The 18,330-nt window shown below is 71.8% G+C and carries 19 protein-coding genes and 1 pseudogene; 9 read left to right on the plus strand and 11 right to left on the minus strand.

Going from position 1 to position 18,330, the window contains the following annotated elements; all coding sequences use genetic code 11:
- Nucleotides 1–34 precede the first annotated feature (34 nt).
- From OG488_RS21585 to OG488_RS21600, 4 genes are all read left to right on the plus strand, one after another.
- A complete protein-coding gene (locus OG488_RS21585) occupies nucleotides 35–565 on the plus strand; it encodes a toxin-antitoxin system HicB family antitoxin (protein WP_329231546.1) in 531 nt (176 codons plus the stop codon).
- A gap of 86 nt (nucleotides 566–651) precedes the next feature.
- A complete protein-coding gene (locus tag OG488_RS21590) occupies nucleotides 652–1,497 on the plus strand; it encodes a DUF4097 family beta strand repeat-containing protein (protein ID WP_329231548.1) in 846 nt (281 codons plus the stop codon).
- A gap of 76 nt (nucleotides 1,498–1,573) precedes the next feature.
- Nucleotides 1,574–2,578 carry an ATP-binding cassette domain-containing protein gene (locus OG488_RS21595; RefSeq protein WP_406463882.1) on the plus strand — a complete coding sequence of 335 codons (1,005 nt, stop codon included), beginning with the start codon at nucleotides 1,574–1,576 and terminating at the stop codon, nucleotides 2,576–2,578.
- Nucleotides 2,575–3,366, plus strand: coding sequence for an ABC transporter permease (locus OG488_RS21600; protein WP_329231552.1), 792 nt, complete (start codon nucleotides 2,575–2,577; stop codon nucleotides 3,364–3,366). Before OG488_RS21595 ends, OG488_RS21600 begins: the two co-directional genes overlap by 4 nt.
- An 85-nt stretch (nucleotides 3,367–3,451) precedes the next feature.
- Here the strand turns inward: OG488_RS21600 and OG488_RS21605 are convergent, their stop codons facing one another.
- Nucleotides 3,452–4,381 carry a LysR family transcriptional regulator gene (locus OG488_RS21605; protein WP_329231554.1) on the minus strand — a complete coding sequence of 310 codons (930 nt, stop codon included), beginning with the start codon at nucleotides 4,379–4,381 and terminating at the stop codon, nucleotides 3,452–3,454.
- A gap of 106 nt (nucleotides 4,382–4,487) precedes the next feature.
- Between OG488_RS21605 and OG488_RS21610 the strand changes: the two genes are divergently transcribed.
- Nucleotides 4,488–5,336: an oxidoreductase gene (locus OG488_RS21610; protein ID WP_329231556.1), complete on the plus strand. Its 849-nt coding sequence runs from the start codon at nucleotides 4,488–4,490 to the stop codon at nucleotides 5,334–5,336.
- A gap of 71 nt (nucleotides 5,337–5,407) precedes the next feature.
- Here OG488_RS21610 and OG488_RS21615 read toward each other — a convergent pair whose 3' ends face one another.
- Together OG488_RS21615 and OG488_RS21620 are read right to left on the minus strand one after the other, a co-directional pair.
- A complete protein-coding gene (locus tag OG488_RS21615; RefSeq protein ID WP_329231557.1) occupies nucleotides 5,408–5,809 on the minus strand; it encodes a PPOX class F420-dependent oxidoreductase in 402 nt (133 codons plus the stop codon).
- 44 nt (nucleotides 5,810–5,853) lie between these two features.
- Entirely contained in the window at nucleotides 5,854–6,627 is a 774-nt protein-coding gene (locus tag OG488_RS21620) for a TetR/AcrR family transcriptional regulator (protein ID WP_329231559.1), read from the minus strand.
- 100 nt (nucleotides 6,628–6,727) lie between these two features.
- Here OG488_RS21620 and OG488_RS21625 point away from each other — a divergent pair, with 100 nt between their 5' ends.
- From OG488_RS21625 to OG488_RS21640, 4 genes are all read left to right on the plus strand, one after another.
- On the plus strand, nucleotides 6,728–7,798 hold the full coding sequence (locus OG488_RS21625; protein WP_329231561.1) for an ATP-binding cassette domain-containing protein: 1,071 nt from the start codon (nucleotides 6,728–6,730) through the stop codon (nucleotides 7,796–7,798).
- Nucleotides 7,795–8,625 carry an ABC transporter permease gene (locus tag OG488_RS21630; protein WP_329231563.1) on the plus strand — a complete coding sequence of 277 codons (831 nt, stop codon included), beginning with the start codon at nucleotides 7,795–7,797 and terminating at the stop codon, nucleotides 8,623–8,625. The genes OG488_RS21625 and OG488_RS21630 overlap by 4 nt, the downstream gene beginning before the upstream one ends.
- 21 nt (nucleotides 8,626–8,646) lie before the next feature.
- A complete protein-coding gene (locus OG488_RS21635) occupies nucleotides 8,647–9,201 on the plus strand; it encodes a GNAT family N-acetyltransferase (RefSeq protein WP_329231565.1) in 555 nt (184 codons plus the stop codon).
- Between the two features lie 88 nt (nucleotides 9,202–9,289).
- Nucleotides 9,290–11,041 carry a GAF domain-containing SpoIIE family protein phosphatase gene (locus OG488_RS21640; RefSeq protein WP_329231566.1) on the plus strand — a complete coding sequence of 584 codons (1,752 nt, stop codon included), beginning with the start codon at nucleotides 9,290–9,292 and terminating at the stop codon, nucleotides 11,039–11,041.
- Nucleotides 11,042–11,100: 59 nt separating this feature from the next.
- Here OG488_RS21640 and OG488_RS21645 read toward each other — a convergent pair.
- The 8 genes and pseudogenes from OG488_RS21645 to OG488_RS21680 all read right to left on the minus strand — a co-directional run.
- A pseudogene (locus OG488_RS21645) lies at nucleotides 11,101–11,525 on the minus strand (Uma2 family endonuclease); the annotation flags it as partial.
- 140 nt (nucleotides 11,526–11,665) lie between these two features.
- Nucleotides 11,666–12,784, minus strand: a complete 1,119-nt coding sequence (gene serC / locus OG488_RS21650) for a phosphoserine transaminase (protein WP_329231568.1) — start codon at nucleotides 12,782–12,784, stop codon at nucleotides 11,666–11,668.
- Between the two features lie 95 nt (nucleotides 12,785–12,879).
- Nucleotides 12,880–14,088 carry a cytochrome P450 family protein gene (locus OG488_RS21655; RefSeq protein WP_329231570.1) on the minus strand — a complete coding sequence of 403 codons (1,209 nt, stop codon included), beginning with the start codon at nucleotides 14,086–14,088 and terminating at the stop codon, nucleotides 12,880–12,882.
- Nucleotides 14,085–15,320, minus strand: a complete 1,236-nt coding sequence (locus OG488_RS21660; protein WP_329231572.1) for a cytochrome P450 — start codon at nucleotides 15,318–15,320, stop codon at nucleotides 14,085–14,087. Before OG488_RS21660 ends, OG488_RS21655 begins: the two co-directional genes overlap by 4 nt.
- A complete protein-coding gene (locus OG488_RS21665; RefSeq protein ID WP_329231575.1) occupies nucleotides 15,317–15,970 on the minus strand; it encodes a GTP-binding protein in 654 nt (217 codons plus the stop codon). The genes OG488_RS21660 and OG488_RS21665 overlap by 4 nt, the downstream gene beginning before the upstream one ends.
- Nucleotides 15,951–16,322 carry a DUF742 domain-containing protein gene (locus OG488_RS21670; protein WP_329231576.1) on the minus strand — a complete coding sequence of 124 codons (372 nt, stop codon included), beginning with the start codon at nucleotides 16,320–16,322 and terminating at the stop codon, nucleotides 15,951–15,953. The genes OG488_RS21665 and OG488_RS21670 overlap by 20 nt, the downstream gene beginning before the upstream one ends.
- Nucleotides 16,319–16,768: a roadblock/LC7 domain-containing protein gene (locus OG488_RS21675; RefSeq protein WP_329231577.1), complete on the minus strand. Its 450-nt coding sequence runs from the start codon at nucleotides 16,766–16,768 to the stop codon at nucleotides 16,319–16,321. The genes OG488_RS21670 and OG488_RS21675 overlap by 4 nt, the downstream gene beginning before the upstream one ends.
- The gene (locus tag OG488_RS21680) at nucleotides 16,765–18,279 is read right to left on the minus strand and encodes a sensor histidine kinase (protein WP_329231579.1); all 1,515 of its coding nucleotides are present in this window, start codon (nucleotides 18,277–18,279) and stop codon (nucleotides 16,765–16,767) included. The genes OG488_RS21675 and OG488_RS21680 overlap by 4 nt, the downstream gene beginning before the upstream one ends.
- Nucleotides 18,280–18,330 lie beyond the last annotated feature (51 nt).

The following is an 18,330-nucleotide window of genomic DNA, read 5'->3' on the forward strand; positions in this document are numbered from 1 at the left end:
GCGTGTGGCGCCATTGTGGTGCCATGATGGCGTCATGGACCTCACGCCGTATGTCGACACCCTCCGCCGTGAACTCGCGGTGGCCGCCGAAGCCGGCGGAGAAGAAGCCCGCGAGCTGGCCGAGCGGCTCACCGCTCCACTGGAGTCGGCGACCCGCCTGACGATGCTCAACGTGCTCTCCGCCGCGATGGACGAGATCACCCGCGAGCTCGCCCCCGGCTCCGTCGACGTCCGGCTGCGCGGGCTCGACCCCGACTTCGTGGTGACGCGGCCGGCCGGCGCCGAGGCGTACGAGGCGGCCGAGCGTCCGGCCGAGCCGCTCAAGGCGCCGACCCCGGCGCCGGCCGACAGTGACGACGGCGGCACCGCCCGCGTCAACCTGCGCCTTCCCGCCCACCTCAAGGCGCGCGCCGAGGAGGCCGCGAACAGCGAGGGCCTGTCGGTCAACGCGTGGCTGGTGCGGGCCGTGTCGGCCGCGGTCGACGGCGGCCACCCGTCGCGTACGGCGGAGAAGACCCGTGCCACCCGCACCGTCGGACAGAGCTTCACCGGCTGGGTGCGCTAGCCGGGCCGCGCCCACCCCGCACCACTTCACCCACACCACGTCCCGTAGGCAGGGACGCCGCGAAGACCCAAGAGGACGGGACAGCCATGCCTTCTTTCGACACCCCCGCAGCGATCTCGGTCACCGCCCACGTGGAGGCCGGATCCATCCGCCTCATCGCCACCGACCGTCTCGACACGCTCGTCGAGGTACGGCCCCGTGACCCGAAGAAGGACCAAGACGTGCGGGCCGCCGAGCAGACCGAAGTGCACTGCGCGAACGGCCTGCTGACCCTCAGGACCCCCAAGCAGCGCTATCTCGTCGGGCGTACCGGCACCGTCGACGTGGCGGTCGAGCTGCCCGCCGGGTCGAAGGTGGAGATGACCGGGGCCTGGGCCCAGGTGTACGGCGAGGGCCGGCTCGGCGACGTCCGAGTGAAGACCTCGTCGGGCGACGTCCGCCTCGACACCACCGGGCCGCTGCACCTGACCGCGTCCCACGGCAGCATCACCGTGGAGCACGTCGCGGGGTCCGCCGAGATCACCACCAGCTCCGGCAGCATGCGCGTCGGCACCATCGAGGGCACGGCCGTCCTGAAGAACTCGCACGGCACCACGATCATCGGCGAGGCCCTGGGGGACCTGCGCGTCCGTGGCGCCAACGGAGACATCCACATCGAGCGCGCCGAGGCCTCGGTCTCCGCCACCACCGCCCACGGCACCCTGCGCGTCGGTGACGTCGCCCGCGGAACCGTCCAGCTGGAGACCTCCTACGGGGCCATCGAGATCGGCATCCGTGAGGGCACGGCCGCCTGGATCGACGCCGGCTCGGGCTCCGGCCAGGTGCACAACGCGCTCACCGCTTCCGAGAGCCCGGAGTCGTCCGAGGACACCGTCGAGGTCAAGGCCCGTACCCGCTTCGGCAACATCGAGATCCGCCGCGCCAAGCCCTGAGCACCACCTCTCCGAAGACCAGCGCGCTCCCGCCCACCTCAGCCTTCAAACGGAGGACTCCATGCCTTTTTCTGTCATGCCCATGCCTAGTCAAGGTGATGTCCAGCCGTCGTCCGTCGCCGTCTCCGCGGTCGGGCTGCGGAAGTCCTACGGTGACAAGACGGTCCTGGACGGCGTCGATCTGCGGATTCCCGCGGGGTCGGTCTTCGCGCTGCTGGGGCCGAACGGTGCCGGTAAGACGACGGTCGTGAAGATCCTGTCCACGCTGATCTCCGGGAGCGGTGGTCAGGCCCAGGTCGGAGGCCACGACGTGGCCGCCTCGCCTGAGGCGGTGCGCAGTGTGATCGGTGTGACGGGTCAGTTCTCGGCGGTGGACGGGCTGATCACGGGTGAGGAGAACATGCTCCTCATGGCGGACCTGCACCACCTGTCGAAGGCGGAGGGGCGGCGGGTGACCGCGGAGCTCCTGGAGCGCTTCGATCTGGTGGAGGCGGCGAAGAAGCCGGCCGCGAGCTACTCCGGCGGTATGAAGCGGCGACTGGACATCGCGATGACGCTGGTGGGCGGCCCCCGGATCATCTTCCTCGACGAGCCCACCACCGGGCTCGACCCCCGGGCCCGTCACACCATGTGGGGCATCATCCGCGAGCTCGTCACCGACGGGGTCACCGTCTTCCTGACCACGCAGTACCTGGAGGAGGCCGACGAACTCGCCGACCACATCGCCGTCCTCCACGACGGCCGCATCGCCGCCGAAGGCAGTGCCGACCAGCTCAAGCGGCTCGTCCCCGGCGGACACGTCCGCCTCCGCTTCACCGACCCCGCCGCCTACCGCTCCGCCACCACCACGCTGAACGAGGCCACCGGCGACGACGAATCCCTCACCGTACGCATCCCCAGCGACGGCAGCCAGCGCGAACTGCGCTCCATCCTGGACTGGTTGGACAGCGCCGGCATCGAGGCCGACGAGCTGACCGTCCACACCCCCGACCTCGACGACGTCTTCTTCGCCCTCACCGGCACCACCGACGACCACAACCAGCCGAGCCAGCCGAACCAGCCGAAGGCGGATGTCCGATGAGCACCCTCTCCCTCGCCGTGCGTGACTCCACCACGATGCTGCGCCGCAACCTCCTGCACGCCCGCCGCTACCCGTCGATGACCCTGAACCTGCTGCTCACCCCGGTCATGCTCCTGCTGCTCTTCGTCTACATCTTCGGCGACGTCATGAGCGCCGGCATCGGCGGAGGCGGTGCGGACCGCTCCGACTACATCGCGTACATCGTCCCGGGCATCCTGCTGATGACCATCGGCAGCGCCGTCGTCGGGGCCGCGGTGTCCGTCTCGATGGACATGACGGAGGGGATCATCGCCCGCTTCCGGACGATGGCGATCCACCGCGGGTCGGTGCTCATCGGGCACGTCCTCGGCAGCGTCCTGCAGTCCATCGCCGCCGTCGTCCTCGTGGGAGCCGTCGGCGTGGCCATCGGCTTCCGCTCCGTGGACGCCACCGCTCTGGAGTGGCTGGCAGCCTTCGGGCTCCTCGCCCTCTTCGCCCTCGCCCTGACCTGGATCGCGGTCGGGATGGGCATGGCCAGTCCGAACGTGGAGGCGGCCGGCAACAGCGCGATGCCGCTGATCCTGCTGCCCCTCATCTCCAGCGCCTTCACCCCGGTCGACGCCATGCCCGGCTGGTTCCGGCCGATCGCCGAGTACCAGCCCTTCACCCCCGCCATCGAAACCCTCCGCGGCCTCCTCCTGGGCACCGAGATCGGCCACAACGGCTGGCTCGCCCTCGCCTGGACCGTCGCCCTGACCGGACTCGGCTACTACTGGTCGACCTCGATGTTCAAGCGCGACCCGAAGTAGGACGGAAGGCTCGTCCCGATCGAGGACGGCGTACCCCGGCACACCCGCCGGCGTACGCCGTCCCGTCCGTGTGCGAGGACGCCGGTCACCGGCCGGTGTGTGGTCCCGTACCGGCGGCCAGCTCCCGCGCCCCGGCCAGATAGGCGCGGACCAGCGGCCGTTCGTCGTCGCGGCGCGCCGCCACCGCCAGCTGCGACGGGCTGACCCCGCGGACCGGCAGGCAGACGACGTTGTCCCGGGCGATCAGCGGGGCGTTCCCGGAGGCCAGCAGTGCCACGCCCTCGCCGTTGGCCACGGCCTCGTGGGCCTCCTCCGCGCTGCCGACCACTCCGCCGATCCGCGGCTCCCGGCCGCCCCGGGCGTCCAGGGCCAGCCAGTAGTCCCGCATCGGTCCGGATTCCGGAGGCAGGGAGAGGAAGGGTTCGTCCAGGAAGTCCGCGAAGTCGGCCGTCCCCTCCGGGTCATCGGACGCCCGCGCCGCGAGCGGGTGGTCGTCCGGCAGCGCGATCAGTCTCGGCTCCTGCGCCACCACCACCCAGCGGTAGCGCTCGGCGTCGGGCAAGGGAAGCCAGACGAACGCCACATCGCACGAGCCGTCCGCCAACCCCGCGCTCCCGTCAGCCCAGTTGACCTGCCGCAGAACCGGGCGGGCCGACGGGAAGCGGGCGGTGAGACGGGCCCGCAGGGCGGGGAGCAGCCCACGCCCGGGACTGGTGGACATCCCCACCGTGAGGGTTCCCCGCTCGGAGTCCTTCGCGGCTTCCAGGGCCGCCTCCGCCGCCTCCCAGGCCGCCAGCACCGCCCGAGCGTGCGGCAGCAGCGCCTCTCCCACGGTGGTCAGCCGGACGGTGCGCCGGTCCCGGTCGAAGAGTTCGGCACCGACCTGCTTCTCCAGCATCCGTATCTGCTTGCTCAGCGCGGGCTGGGAGACGAAGAGCCGCTCGGCGGCCCGGGTGAAGCTCAACTCCTCGGCCACGGCTGTGAAGTAGCGGAGATCGCGCCCGTGGACGTCCATAACCCATGGCTATCACAGGAGGTCTTGGACGCGCCCCGGCTTCCGGGCGAAGGATGGGTCGTGCCGGCGGGGGGTTCCCGGGCGGCGGACGGCGAGGGAGACCATCATGAGCGTGAACGACGGCAAGGTGTGGCTGATCACCGGAGCGAACAGCGGCTTCGGGCGTGCCCTCGCGGAGGCGGCGATCGCCGCCGGTGACACCGTGGTCGCGGCGGTCCGGCGGACCTCGGCCCTCGACGATCTGGTCGCCGCCCACCCCGGCCAGGTCGAGGCGGTCGCCCTGGACATCACCGACGGCGAGCGGATCGACGAGGTCGCCGCCGATGTCCTGGCCCGCTACGGCAGGGTGGACGTCCTGGTGAACAACGCCGGGCGCACCCAGGTCGGTGCGTTCGAGGAGACCACCGAGCAGGAGCTGCGGGCCCTCTTCGACCTGCACGTCTTCGGGCCCGCCCGGCTGACCAGGGCGCTCCTTCCGAGCATGCGGGAGAGGCGCAGCGGGTCGGTCGTCATGATGAGCAGCATGGGCGGCCAGCTCTCGTTCGCCGGCTTCTCCGCGTACAGCGCCACCAAGGCTGCGCTGGAACAGCTCTCCGAGGGGCTGACCGACGAGGTCCGGCCCTACGGGATCAAGGTGCTGATCGTGGAGCCGGGGAGCTTCAGGACCAATCTCTTCGGCCAGGGCGCGGCGTACTTCAGCGAGGAGAACCCCGCGTACGCCGACACGGCGGGCCGGACCCGGCAGGTGGTGGGGGCCGGCGGCGGTGACGCCCCGGGCGACCCCGCGAAGGCGGCGGCTGCGATCCGCCAGGCCCTGGAGGCGGAGCGCACGCCCCTGCGACTGCCCCTCGGCGGGGACGCAGTCGACGCCCTCGTCGGGCACCTGGACTCGGTCCGGGCGGAACTCACGGAGTGGGAGAAGGTCTCCCGGGGCACGGACTTCGACAGCGAGTGACCCCGACAGCGAGCGACTCCGACGGCCGGGGTGTGTGGGCGCGCCGCACCCGCACGCCCCGCCCGATCGGCTCAGATCTCGTCGGTGACCGGCCGCAGTTCGTAGTGGAGCGTGTGGTCGCGCTTCAGCCGGTGGGCGAGCGGGACCGCCACGCCCTGGAGGGCCGGGTACTTCCTGGACATCGTCCGGGAGGCGTGGGTGTCCTCCTTCGATCCCTCCTGCAGGAGCCGCGCCCAGGCCTTCACGGGCGGTCCCGTCGGCGCACCCCGGACGGTGCACGGGGCGATCTCCACCACCGGGTGGTTCCGCATCCGGTCGACCTTCCAGGCCGAGGAGAACGTGCGGATGTAGGCGTGGTCGCCCTCCACGGCGATGCTGACCGGCGTACGGGCAGCTGATCCGTCCGGCCTGCGGCTGCTGAGCAGGACGGTGTACTGCTTCACGAAAGGCTCTAGCTCACGGATCGTCTCCATGTATTCCATGGTGCATGAAAACGGGATGATCCGGGCCTTTCGTTCTACACTCCCGCACGCTTCCGGACCAGGGCCTCCAGGCCGTCGACGATGCGGCCGAGGCCGAACGCGAAGTGGTCGAAGTCGCTCCCGAACGCGTCCTCCGACAGGGCGGCCATGCGCGGATAGCCACCGCTCAGCATGGCCCGCTCCAGGTAGGGGCGCTGGCCCTCCCAGAAGGCGGCGTCGCTGAGGCCCGTCTCCCTGGCGGCCTCCGCGGCGTGGGTCTCGGTGCGGGCGAGGCCCTCCACGAAGCTGTTCACCGTGATGATCACGCCGATCAGTTCCGGGTCGGTGAGGCCCATCCCCCGGAGCCCGGTCAGGGCCAGTTCGAGGCCGCGCAGGGCGCTCGGCCCGAGGACCGTGCGAGCCTGGTTGATCTTGAGGAGCCAGGGGTGGGCCCGGAGGGTGGCCCGGTAGGTGTGGGCCATGACGTCGACCGCCACCCGCCAGTCCCCGGGCACCTCCGAGGCGTCCACTGTGAGCGGCTCGCCCTGGACGCGGTCCAGCATCAGGTCGAGCAGCTCCGCCTTGCCGGGGACGTACCGGTAGAGCGTCATCGTGCCGGTGCCGAGCTCCGTGGACAGCCGGCGCATCGAGAGGGCGTCGAGGCCCTCCGCGTCGGCGACGCCGACGGCCGTGGTGATGATCCGGTCGAGCGTGAGGCCCGGCTTGGGGCCGCGGCTGGGGCGCTCGCCGGTGCCCCAGAGGAGCTCCAGACTGCGGGCGATGTCGCCACTCCCGGTGGTGGTGCCGTCTGCCGGTCCGCTCTTCGTCATGGCCTCAGGGTAAGCCTCCGCCATGAAACTGGGTACGGTGTACTCGTATTCGGGTACGGTGTACCCAGTTGCTGGGTGACCTGGAAGGGGAGTGGGTGCCATGTCCGCGTCCGGATATGCCGTGCTGGCCGAGAGAGTGGTGAAGAGGTACGGGGCGAGGAAGGGGGCCCCGGAGACGTACGCCCTCGACGAGTTCGACCTGGCCGTCCGGCCGGGGACCGTGCACGGGCTGCTCGGGCCGAACGGTGCGGGCAAGACCACCGCCGTACGGGTGCTCGCCACCCTGCTGCGGTTCGACGGGGGCAGGGCGGAGGTCGCCGGTCTGGACGTGGCGCGCGAACCGCACCGCGTACGGAGCCGGATCGGGCTCGCCGGGCAGTACGCCGCCGTGGACGAGGTGCTCACCGGCCGGCAGAACCTGGAGATGTTCGGCCGCCTCTTCCATCTGGGCGGCGGCGGGGCCCGGCGGCGGGCCGGTGAGCTGCTGGAGCGGTTCGACCTGGTGGACGCCGCGGGAAAGGGGGTCAGGGAGTACAGCGGAGGCATGCGGCGGCGGCTCGATCTTGCCGCCTCGATGATCCTCGCGCCCGCGGTGCTGTTCCTGGACGAGCCCACGACCGGGCTCGACCCCCGGAGCCGCGGTGAGGTCTGGGACGCCGTGCGGGCGCTCGTGGCCGGCGGCACGACGGTGCTGCTGACGACGCAGTACCTCGACGAGGCGGACAGGCTCGCCTCGCAGATCACGGTCATCGACCGGGGGAGGGCGATCGCGGACGACAGTCCGGACCGGCTCAAGGACCGGGTCGGCGGTGACCGGATCGAGGTCGTCGTCGTCGAGCCGGCCGATCTGCCGGCGGTGGCGGAGGCCGTGGGCCGGGTCGCCGGCGGCGGACCGGTGGTGACGGAGGCGCCGGACCGGCGCGTGCACGCCCAGGTCGCCGACCGCGTGGCCGCGCTGACCCAGGTGGCGCGGACCCTGCAGGACGAGGGGATCGCGGTCGAGGACATCGGACTGCGCAGGCCGAGCCTGGACGACGTGTTCCTGCGGCTGACGGGACACGGAGCGGAGACGGCGCAGGACACCGGGACCGGACAGGACGCCGGGACCATGAGGGACGCCGGGACCGGACAGGACGCCGGGACCGTGAAGGGCATGGAGGCCGCCGCATGACCACGCTCGGAGTGCACACCACCGTCGCCCGCGAGCGGAGTCGCGCCTACTGGGCGGTCGCCGACTGCTGGAACGTCACCCGTCGCAGCCTCACCCACTACCAGCGGCAGCCCCTCGCGATCGTCTGGCAGCTCGGCTTCCCGATCATCTCCGTCCTGCTGTACGGCTACATCTTCGGCAGCGCCATGAAGGTCCCCGGGGGCGGCGACTACCGGGCGTTCCTCATGCCAGGCATGTTCGCCACCACCATGACGATGGGCTTCATGAGCACCGCCATGGCCGTCGTCACCGACGCGGGCAAGGGCGTCATCGACCGCTTCCGGTCCATGCCCATGGCCCCGTCCGCCGTCGCCACCGGTCGGGGAGCCGCCGACCTCGTGGTGGCCTGTGCCGAGCTGACGATCCTGGCGGCCACGGCGCTCGCGATCGGCTGGCGGGCGGGCGGCACCCCGCTGGAGGCGGTGGGCGCGTTCGGGCTCCTGCTGCTCCTGCGGTTCAGCCTGATCTGGGTGGGCGTCTGGCTGGGGCTGGTCGTCCCGAACGCCGAGTCGGCCGGCGGTCTGTACGCCGTCGCCTTCCCGGTCACGATGATCTCCAGCGCCCTCGTCGCCCCCTCGCTCATGCCGGACTGGCTGGGCGCGGTCGCCGCCTGGAACCCGGTCTCCTCCACCGTCACCGCCGCCCGGCAGCTGTTCGGCAATCCGGTGGCGAACGGAGGTACCTGGGTCGAGGAGCACGCGCTGCTGATGGCGGTGGTGTGGCCGCTGGTCATCACCCTGCTCTTCCTGCCGCTCGCCGTACGCAGATTCCGGCGGCTCAGCCGCTGACCGGCGCGTAGGCTCCCGCCCATGCAGGCCGACGGTGCCCCCGAACCCTTCTCCACTCCCCGCCTCGACGCGATCCCGCTCGACGTCGGACACGCGGAGGAGATGGCCGCTGTCCTCTTCGACCCCGCCCTCCACACGTACACCGGAGGCGCCCCGGAGGACGCCGGCGCCCTGCGCGCCCGCTACCAGCGCCAGAGCGCCGGCTCGCCCGACCCCGCCGAGCTCTGGTGGAACTGGGTGCTGCGCCTGCGTACCGAGGGGTACCTGACCGGGTACGTGCAGGCCACCGTGCGCGGGGCACGGGCGGAGGTGGCCTGGGTGGTCGGGACCCGGTGGCAGGGCAACGGATACGCGAAGGAAGCCGCGGCGGGGCTGGTCCGGCACCTGCTGGACCAGGGTGCCGTCCGTACCGTCGTCGCCCACATCCACCCGGACCACGCCGCCTCCGCCGCCGTGGCCGCCGCCGCGGGGCTCCTGCCGACGGACGAGCGGGCGGACGGCGAGGTGCGGTGGCGGCGGGACGAGCCCGGGAGGACGGGGGCGGAACGCCCGATGGCCTCCGGTAACGGTTCCTGATCACGACATGGCAGGAATTGTCTTATACCTTCATTGGTAGGCGGTACACGAGGCCGCAGCCTGCCAAGCGATCGACGGAGGCCCTGGGGTGGGCGAACTGGGGAGGTTGGAAGCCCTGCGGCTCGCGGGGCTCACCGCGGCGGCCGATCCGGGCATGGACCGGTTCGCGAGGCTGGTCACCCGCTTCCTCCGCGTCCCCGTGTCCCTGGTCTCGCTGCTGGAGGCCGACCGGCAGGTCTTCCCCGGCATGGTCGGACTCGCCGAGCCCTGGGCCGGGCGGCGCGAGACCCCTCTGAGCCACTCCTTCTGCCAGCACGTCGTCGTGGACGGCCGCCCGCTGATCCTGGAGGACACGCGGGTGCACCCGCGCACCTGCGCCAGCCTGGCCATCCCGGACCTCCAGGTGATCGCCTACGCCGGGATGCCGCTGACCGACGCCGACGGGCACGTCCTCGGCTCCCTCTGCGCCATCGACCACAAGCCGCGGAAGTGGACCGAGGGCGAACTGCAGGACCTCGGGGACCTCACCGCCGCCTGCTCGGTGGAACTGCGCCTGCGGATCGCCTCGGAACAGATCCGGCAGGACCGCGACCACGCCGACCTCCTGCTGCGCGCCTCCGTGGAGCTGGGCCACTCCCGTGGCCTCACCGACCTCACCCGCCGCCTGCGCAGCCTCTTCCGCGGCCCCTCGGACCCGTCCTTCGTGGGCCTGCTGCTCGCGGACGGCCAGGGACTGCGGCGCGTGGTCGACCCCGACGACGTACGGCCGGTGGAGGTCGCCATCGACCGGCTGGACCTGGACGCCGGCTACCCCAGCACCCTGGCCATGCGCGAACAGCGCACCGTCTTCGTCCCGGACCACGAGACCCTTGAGGCCGGATACAGCGCCGAAGCCGTGGCGGGGTACGACTCGCTGGGGCTCCGCTCCGTGCTGTGCGTCCCGCTGGCGGGCAGCCGGGGCGTGCTGATGTGGTGCTGGCCCGAGCCCCATGTGCTGGCGGTGACGGAGGAGGCGGCCCTCACCGCCGTCGCGGGGTACGTGAGCCAGGCGGTGGAACGCACCCTGTTCGTCGAGAACCGGCTCAGCACCGCCGAACGGCTCCAGGCCGCGATGCTGACGGACCTTCCGGCCGTGCCCGGCCTGGACATGTCCGCCCTGTACCTGCCGGCCACCGACCAGGACATGGTGGGCGGCGACTGGTACGACGCCTACCTCCTGCCGGGGCTCCCGGACGCCACGGGGCACGCCCTGATGCTGTCCATCGGGGACATCATCGGCCACGACGTCCAGGCCGCGGCCGTGATGGGCCAGGTCCGCAGCATGCTCCGCCAGGCCACCCTCGGCCACCCCGCCCACTCACCCGCAGCCGCGCTGGCCTCGGTCGACGGGGCCTTCGACGCGCTGCCCCTCGGCCCCGGCGCCACCGCGGTCCACGCCCGCCTCGACCAGGACGGCGCCCGCTGGTGGCTGACCTGGTCCAACGCCGGTCATCCCCCGCCACTGCTGCGCACACCCGACGGCCGTGTCCGGGCCCTGCGCGCGCACGACCTCCTCCTTCTCGGCGCCGCCAGCAGCCTCGGCCGTCACGACCACACGGAGGAACTTCCCCCGGGCAGCGTGCTCCTGCTGTACACCGACGGGCTGGTCGAGCGCCGTGACAGCGACATCGACGTGAGCATCCAGCAGACGGCGGCCGTCCTGGCGGCACACGGCGACGAGCCGCTCCCGCAGCTCCTGGAGGCGCTCTCCCACGGGCTGGCGGACGTCCCGCAACGGGACGACGTGGCGGTCCTCGTCGTCCGGGTCGACGGAGATCCCGGGGCTCAGGACGTGGGGTGAGCACCCGTGGTCCCGTCGATGCGCGCGGACGACGTCCGGCACCCGGTGAAGGCACTGCCTCAGGCGCGGGGGCGGCCCGCCTTGACCAGCTCGGCGACGTCGAGGGCCATCTCCGCACCGATCGACGCGGGAAGCGCGGCCGACTGGCCCGGGGCGTAGACCTCGTGGCTGTCGTACGTGCAGCCGCTGGGCTCCGTCAGCACGTGGATGCGGCCATGGCGGCGGTCCAGGATCACGTACACCGGGATCTTGGCCTCGGCGTACGTCGCGACCTTGTTGCGCAGGTCGCTCTACCAGTTGCTGGAGGTGACCTCCAGCACGAGGCGGAAGACCGCCGGGTCGTAGAGTTGTTCCCGACCAGGTGCGCGTCGAAGTCGGCGTCGACGACGGCGAGGTCCGGGATGGCGTAGTCCTCGGGCCCGCCGGGCAGCCACAGACCGATGGCCTGGAGGACTGCCGTCTCCCCGTCGTCGAGCGGGCCCTCCTGGAACGGCTGGTGTCGAGGACATCATCGTAGGACGGGCTGCCCGGATTCGTCCCGCAGGCGATTCATCACCCGGCTGAGTGAAGCAGGAACGGCCCCGCACACCGAGGGTGTGCGGGGCCGTTCCGGACGGATGACCGTCAGAGCTTGTCGATCACGTAGTCGATGCAGGCCGTGAGCGCCTGGACGTCCGCCGGGTCGATCGCCGGGAACATCGCGACGCGCAGCTGGTTGCGGCCCAGCTTGCGGTACGGCTCGGTGTCGACGACGCCGTTGGCGCGGAGCACCTTGGCGACGGCCGCCGCGTCGATGCCGTCCTCGAAGTCGATCGTGCCGATGACCTGCGAGCGCTTCGCCGGGTCGGTGACGAACGGGGTGGCGTACTTGGACTCCTCGGCCCAGCCGTACAGGTGCTGCGAGGACGCGGCCGTGCGGCCGGTCGTGAAGTCCAGACCGCCCTGGGTGTTCATCCACTTCAGCTGCTCGTTCAGCAGGAAGAGGGTGGCCAGCGCCGGGGTGTTGTACGTCTGGTTCTTCAGGGAGTTGTCGATCGCCGTGGGCAGCGAGAAGAACTCCGGGACGTGCCGGCCCGAGGCGTGGACGCGCGCGGCGCGGTCCAGGGCCGCCGGGGAGAACACACCGATCCACAGGCCGCCGTCGGAGGCGAAGGACTTCTGCGGGGCGAAGTAGTAGACGTCCGTCTCGGTGATGTCGACCGGCAGGCCGCCCGCACCGGAGGTGGCGTCCACGAGGACGAGGGAGCCCTCGTCGGCGCCCGCGACCCGCTTGACGGGAGCCGCCACACCCGTCGAGGTCTCGTTGTGGGTGAAGGCGTAGACGTCGACGCCCGCCTCGGCCTCCGGGTCCGGGTGGGTGCCCGGGTCCGAGGCGATGACGGTCGGGTCGGCCAGCCACGGGGCGAGCTTGGCGGCCTTCGCGAACTTCGACGAGAACTCGCCGAAGTTCAGGTGCTGGGACTTGTTGTCGATCAGACCGTGCGTCGCGACGTCCCAGAAGGCGGTGGAGCCGCCGTTGCCCAGGATGACCTCGTACCCCTCGGGGAGGGAGAAGAGGCTGCGCACGCCGTCACGCACCTCGCCGACCAGGTTCTTGACCGGGGCCTGGCGGTGGGAGGTACCGAGAAGGGAGGTGCCGGTCGCGGCCAGTGCGTCGACCGCCTCCGTCCGCACCTTGGAGGGCCCGGCGCCGAAACGTCCGTCGGCGGGCTTGAGGTCAGCGGGAATCTGGATGTCAGCCACGACCCGGAGCGTAGTCCCTCCCGGAAGCGGTCGAGGACCGTGTCCGTCGGATGAGACACACGCTCCGGATCGTGGGCGGCCGTCGCGGGCCCGGCTCAGCCGAGATCGACCGGAAGCTCGTACAGGTCGTTCTGGGTCACGATCGGCTTGTTCCGCAGGTCGGAGGCCGGTACCGCGAGGTCCAGGTCGGGGAAGCGCTCGTACAGCGCGGGCAGGGCGACCCCCGCCTCCAGCCGGGACAGCGCGGCGCCCGGGCAGACGTGCGGACCGTGGCCGAAGGCGATGTGGCGGTTGGGGGAGCGGGTGATGTCGAACTCACCGGCGGTGGGCCCGTACTGCTTCTCGTCGCGGCCCAGCGCGCCGAAGGAGATGAGCAGGCCCTCGCCCTTCGGCAGGATCGTGTCGCCGACCTCGATGTCCTCGGTCGCGAAGCGGATCAGGACGTGCGAGGTCGGGGTGTTCCAGCGCAGCGTCTCCTCGATCACGTTCTCCCACGGGACCTCGCCGTTCAGCACGCGCTTGCGCTGCTCGGGGTGGGTCTGGAGGGCCTCGACGACGTTGACGACCAGGCTGATCGTCGTCTCGTGGCCGGCCGCGATGATCAGCTGGAGCGTGTTGACGATCTCCTCGTTGGTGAGGTGGTCGCCGTCCTCGGACGCCGCGATCAGGGCGCTGGTCAGGTCGTCGCCCGGGTTCGCCCGCTTGTCGTCGACGATCTTCGTGAAGAGGGTGCCGAGGTCCGCCATCATCTGCGGGACCTCCTCCGGCGGGGTCTGCGTCGAGAAGAACTTCTCGAACAGCTCCTTGAGCCGGGGGTGGTCGGCCGCGTCCACGCCCATCAGCTCGCTGATGACGTTCATCGGCAGCGGGTACGCGAACTCCGCCTTCAGGTCGACGGTCTCGCCCTTGGGCAGTGCCGCCAGCCGGTCCAGGGAAGCGTTCGTCAGCGCCTCGATGCTCGCCCGCAGCCGCTCCACCCGCTTCACCGTCAGCGCCTGCGCTACCAGGGTGCGCAGCCTGCGGTGGTCGGCCCCGTCGACGGTCAGCATGGAGCGGCCCGGGTTGACGAGACCGATCAGCGGCCAGTCCATGGGGATCTCGCCGCGCTGCCAGGCGTTCCAGACGCCGATGTCCTTCACCACGCGGCTGTCGGTGAGCAGCTGACGGGCCTCCGCGTGATGCGTCACCGCGTAGCAGTGCACCCCTCCGGGGAGCTCCACCTCGGCCAGCGGGCCCGCGGCGCGCAGGGTGGCGCTCTCGGCGTCGAGGTCGGCGACGAAGGGATCGAGGACGATCCGGGTCATTTCTGGCCTCCAAGGGCGGGAGTGGGCGTGAAGTGCACCGGCAGGTCCGTCAGTCCGCGCAGCCACGGGGACGGACGCCGGGTCAGCTTGTCCGCGGGGACGGCGAGGTCCACGTCCGGGAGCCGGTCCAGGAGCACCTCGATCCCCGTACGGGCGATGACCTCCGCGGTCTCCTGGGCCGGGAACGGGCAGCGGTGCTCGCCGTGGCCGAAGGAGAGGAACGCGTTGTTGCCGCCGGTCAGCGCGGAGCCGTCGGTGCGCACCTGCGGGTCGCCGTTGGCGGCGGCGATGCCGAGGAGCAGCAGGTCGCCGGCGCGGATGTGGCGTCCGCCGAGATGGGTGTCGCGGGAAGCCCAGCGGCCCGCCACGTTCTGGGTGGGCGTGTCCTCCCAGAGCACCTCGTTCATGGCCTCGCCGACGCTGTGCCGGCCGCCGGAGAGCGACGCGGCGAAACGGTCGTCGGTCAGCATCAGCCGCAGCGAGTTGCCGATCCAGTCGGCGGTCGGCTGGTGGCCCGCGGCCATCATCACCATGAGGTCCTGCGCGACCTCCTCGACGGTGAAGCCGCCCGGGTCCTGGAGCATCCGGCTCGCGACGTCGTCGTCGGGCCGGGCGTGCTTGTCGGCGAGGAGCTGCCCCATGGCGGCGCCCAGGTGCTGCTGCCCGGCCAGCGCGCGCTCACGGCCGTCGATCATGTCGTTGAGCGCGCCCACGAGGGGGCCGCCGACCTCGTCGCTGAAGCCGTAGAGCCTCGCGAGGACACGGGCCGGGAGCAGCATCGCGTACTCGGCGATGATGTCGGTCCGGCCCGTGGAGCAGAAGCGGTCGATGAGGTCGTCGGCGAACTCCTCCGCGTACTGCTTGAGCGCGAACGGGTCGACGGCCTCCAGCGCGTTGCTGATCATGGCCGCGCGGACGGTGTGCCGCTCACCGACCGTGTAGAGGATCGACGGCTGCCTGCGTCCGATCATCGGCAGCAGCGGCCAGGTGTCCGGGATGTTCTCCCACTGGTTCCACAGGTCCGAGTCCCGGCTGAAGAGCACCGGGTCGTTGGTCACCTGGTGCAGCTCGCGGTAGCCGAGGATCAGCCACGCGGGCACGTCGCCGTCGAGCACGACCGGGGCCACGGCGCCGTGGTCCCGGCGCATGTCCCGGTACAGCTGCACGGGGTCGGTCTGGAACCGCGGGCCGGACAGGGGTACGGAACCGTGGGACACGGGGCACTGGGTCACGGGGTGCGCTCCGGGGTCATCGCCGCGGTCCGGTCGCCGGCGAGCGCCGCTCCGGCGTCCTTCGCGCGGGCCAGGGAGAGTGCGTGGAGGTGCTCGACCAGCGTGATCAGGACGTACTTGCTGGACGAGCGGTCCCGGGCGTCGCACTCCACGAGCGGGACGTCGGGGGACAGGTCGAGGGCCTCGCGGATCTGCTGCTCCGTGTGGAGCGGGCCGCCGAAGTCGTTGCACGCGACGATGAACGGCGTGCCGTGGTGCTCCAGCCGGTCGATCGCGTACCAGGAGTCCGCGAGCCGCCGGGTGTCGACGAGCACGACGGCGCCCAGGGTGCCGGAGAAGAGGCGGTCCCACAGGAACCAGAAGCGTTCCTGTCCGGGCGCGCCGAAGAGGTAGAGGACCGATCGCGCGTCGAGCGTGATGCGGCCGAAGTCGAAGGCGACCGTGGTGGACGACTTGGAGTGCACGCCGTCGAGGTCGTCGACGGCCTCGCCCGCGCGGGTCATGGTCTCTTCCGTGTTGAGCGGACGGATCTCGCTCACGGATCGGACCATGGTGGTCTTGCCGACCCCGAAGCCGCCGACGACGACGATCTTCAGTCCGTTGTCGGCCGTCGCCTGCAGGGCGGCACGGTCAGAGGTTGCGGAGTCCAACGAGCACCTGTTCCAGGGTGTCGGTGTCGGGGAGCCGGTCCTCGACACGTGCAGTACGGGGGTGGCGGGCGCTGATCCGGCCGGTGTCGAGCAGGTCGCACAGCATGATGCGGACGATGCTGACGGGCAGATTCAGGGTGGCCGAGATCTCGACGACCGCGGTGGGGCTGTCGCACATCCGCAGGATCGCGACGTGCTCCGACTGCATCCCGGGGTTCGGTTCGCATTCGGCGACGACGAGTGTCACCAGGTCGAACGCTGCCGAGTCGGACCGGCTGCGGCCACCCGTGAGGGTGTACAGCCGGTCCGGGTCGTCGTCGCGTCCGGGGCGGGGGCGCGGGACCGGCGTCATACGTCCGCGGTTTCCGCGACCGAGGCCGCTGAGTCACCGGGCCCCGCGGGGTCGCGCGGAGGGGCGACGAGGTACTCGCCGAGCTGCTCGACGAGTTCGCTCATGTTGTGGCCGACGAGGCCGACGTCGGAGTCCTCGGCGGCCACGACCGCCAGGTGGGCGCCCGCGCCCGCCTCGACGATGAACAGCACGCCGCCGTAGAACTCGGTCATCGCGGACCGTACGCCGCCGCTGCCGTCACCGAACTCGATCGACGCGCCGTGCGAGAGGCTCTGGATGCCGGCGGAGATCGCGGCCAGCTGGTCGGCCTGGTCGACGGAGAGTTCGGGGGTACGGCACAGCTTCAGGCCGTCCCGGGACAGGACGAGGGCGTGCCGGGCGCCGGGCGTGCGGTCGAGCAGCCCCTCCAGCAGCCAGTTGAGCTTCTCGTCGGTGGTCGCGCTCATCGGGTGTTGCCTTCCGGGTGCGGGGAATTGGCTCGTACCGCCTGGCTGAAGGTGCTGAAGCGGGCAGCCTGCACCTTCGGGTCGGTGGCACGGGGCCTGGGGGAATCGGCTCCGCCGGGGGTGGCGTTGCCTGTACGGGCTTCGGCTGCGGCCAGGGTGCGGCCGCGGCGGCGCTTGGGCAGGCCGCTCTCACCGATCTGGGGGACGGTGCCGGTGGACTCGGACTCGGACTCCGGCCTCCGGGACGCCTCGTCCGCCCGCGAAGCGGGCCCGGGGGAGCCCGCCGTCGTGGTGGCCGTGGCCCGGTCCTCGGTGCCCGGCGTCGCGTGGTCCGGCTCCGGCTCGGGGTGCCGGGCGGGCTCCGGGGCGGCTGCGGGCGCGGGCGTGGGCGTACGGGAGATGAGCTCCTGCGGCAGCATCATCAGCGCGCCCGTGCCGCCGCGCGCCGACGGCCGGAAGGAGACGGTGAGGCCGTGCTTCCTGGCCAGCCGGCCGACGACGGCGAGGCCGAGGCGGGTGCCGGAGATGCCCGTGAGGTCCTGGTTGTCGGCGGACACGGCGCGCTCGGCGCGGCGCAGCTGCACGTCGCTCATCACCAGGCCGCTGTCCTCGACGGTGACGACGATGCCCGCCGGGACCTCCTCGACGTACACGTGGACCTCCGCCGTGGGCGGCGAGAAGTTGGCAGCGTTGTCAAGGAGTTCGGACAGGGCGTGCATGACGCCCTCGGCGGCGTGGCCGGCGATCGCCACGTCACTGGTCGAGTGGAGGCGGATGCGCTGGTAGCCGCCGATCCGGCCCATCGCGCCGCGCAGGATCGACTCCATGACGATCGGCTTCGCCCAGCGGCGCCCGGAGCGCGCACCGGTCAGTACGGCGATGGAGTCGGCGAGGCGGCCCGCCTGGGCCGTGCGGTGGTCGAGGTGCAGCAGGTCGCCGAGGACGTCCTCGGCGGTGTGCCGGTGCTCCATCTCGCGCAGGTCGGCCAGCATGCTCGTGGCCAGGGCCTGCATCCGTCCCGCGGCGTTGGCACACGCGGAGATCGCCGCGGAACGCTCGGTCTCGCTGCGCCGGGCGCGGGCGGTGAGGCGCGCGGTCTCGGCGGTGAGCCGCTCGTGCTGCTCGGCGGCCTCGGTGGTGGCCCGGGCGACCCGGTCGTCCGCCTCGGCGATGGCGCGGGCGGTCTCGGCGGAGGCGGCCGCTCTGATGCGCGCGGTCTCCGCGGTGAAGCGCTGCGCCTCGGCGGCGGAGGTCGAGACGAGGCGTGAGGTCTCCGCGGTGAAGCGTTCGGAGTCGGTGGCCCGCAGGGCGCGCAGGTTGCGGGCGGTGGCGAGCGTGTGGACCGTGACGGTCACCGCGACGCACAGCAGGACGGCGGCGGTGCCCGTCCCCCAGGCGAGGGCGGTCCGTACCGAGGCGGGAGCGGCGGCGACCGCCCACAGGCACAGAGCACCGGTAACGGCTGCCGATATCAGCAGGGCGAGTGCGGTCGGCCGGAGTGAAGGGCGCAATCGGAGTCCTCGGGGCGGACGGTGCGGAGGAAGGGGACAGGTGTGACGTAT

The organism is Streptomyces sp. NBC_01460 (genome assembly GCF_036227405.1).
Lineage (GTDB): Bacteria > Actinomycetota > Actinomycetes > Streptomycetales > Streptomycetaceae > Streptomyces.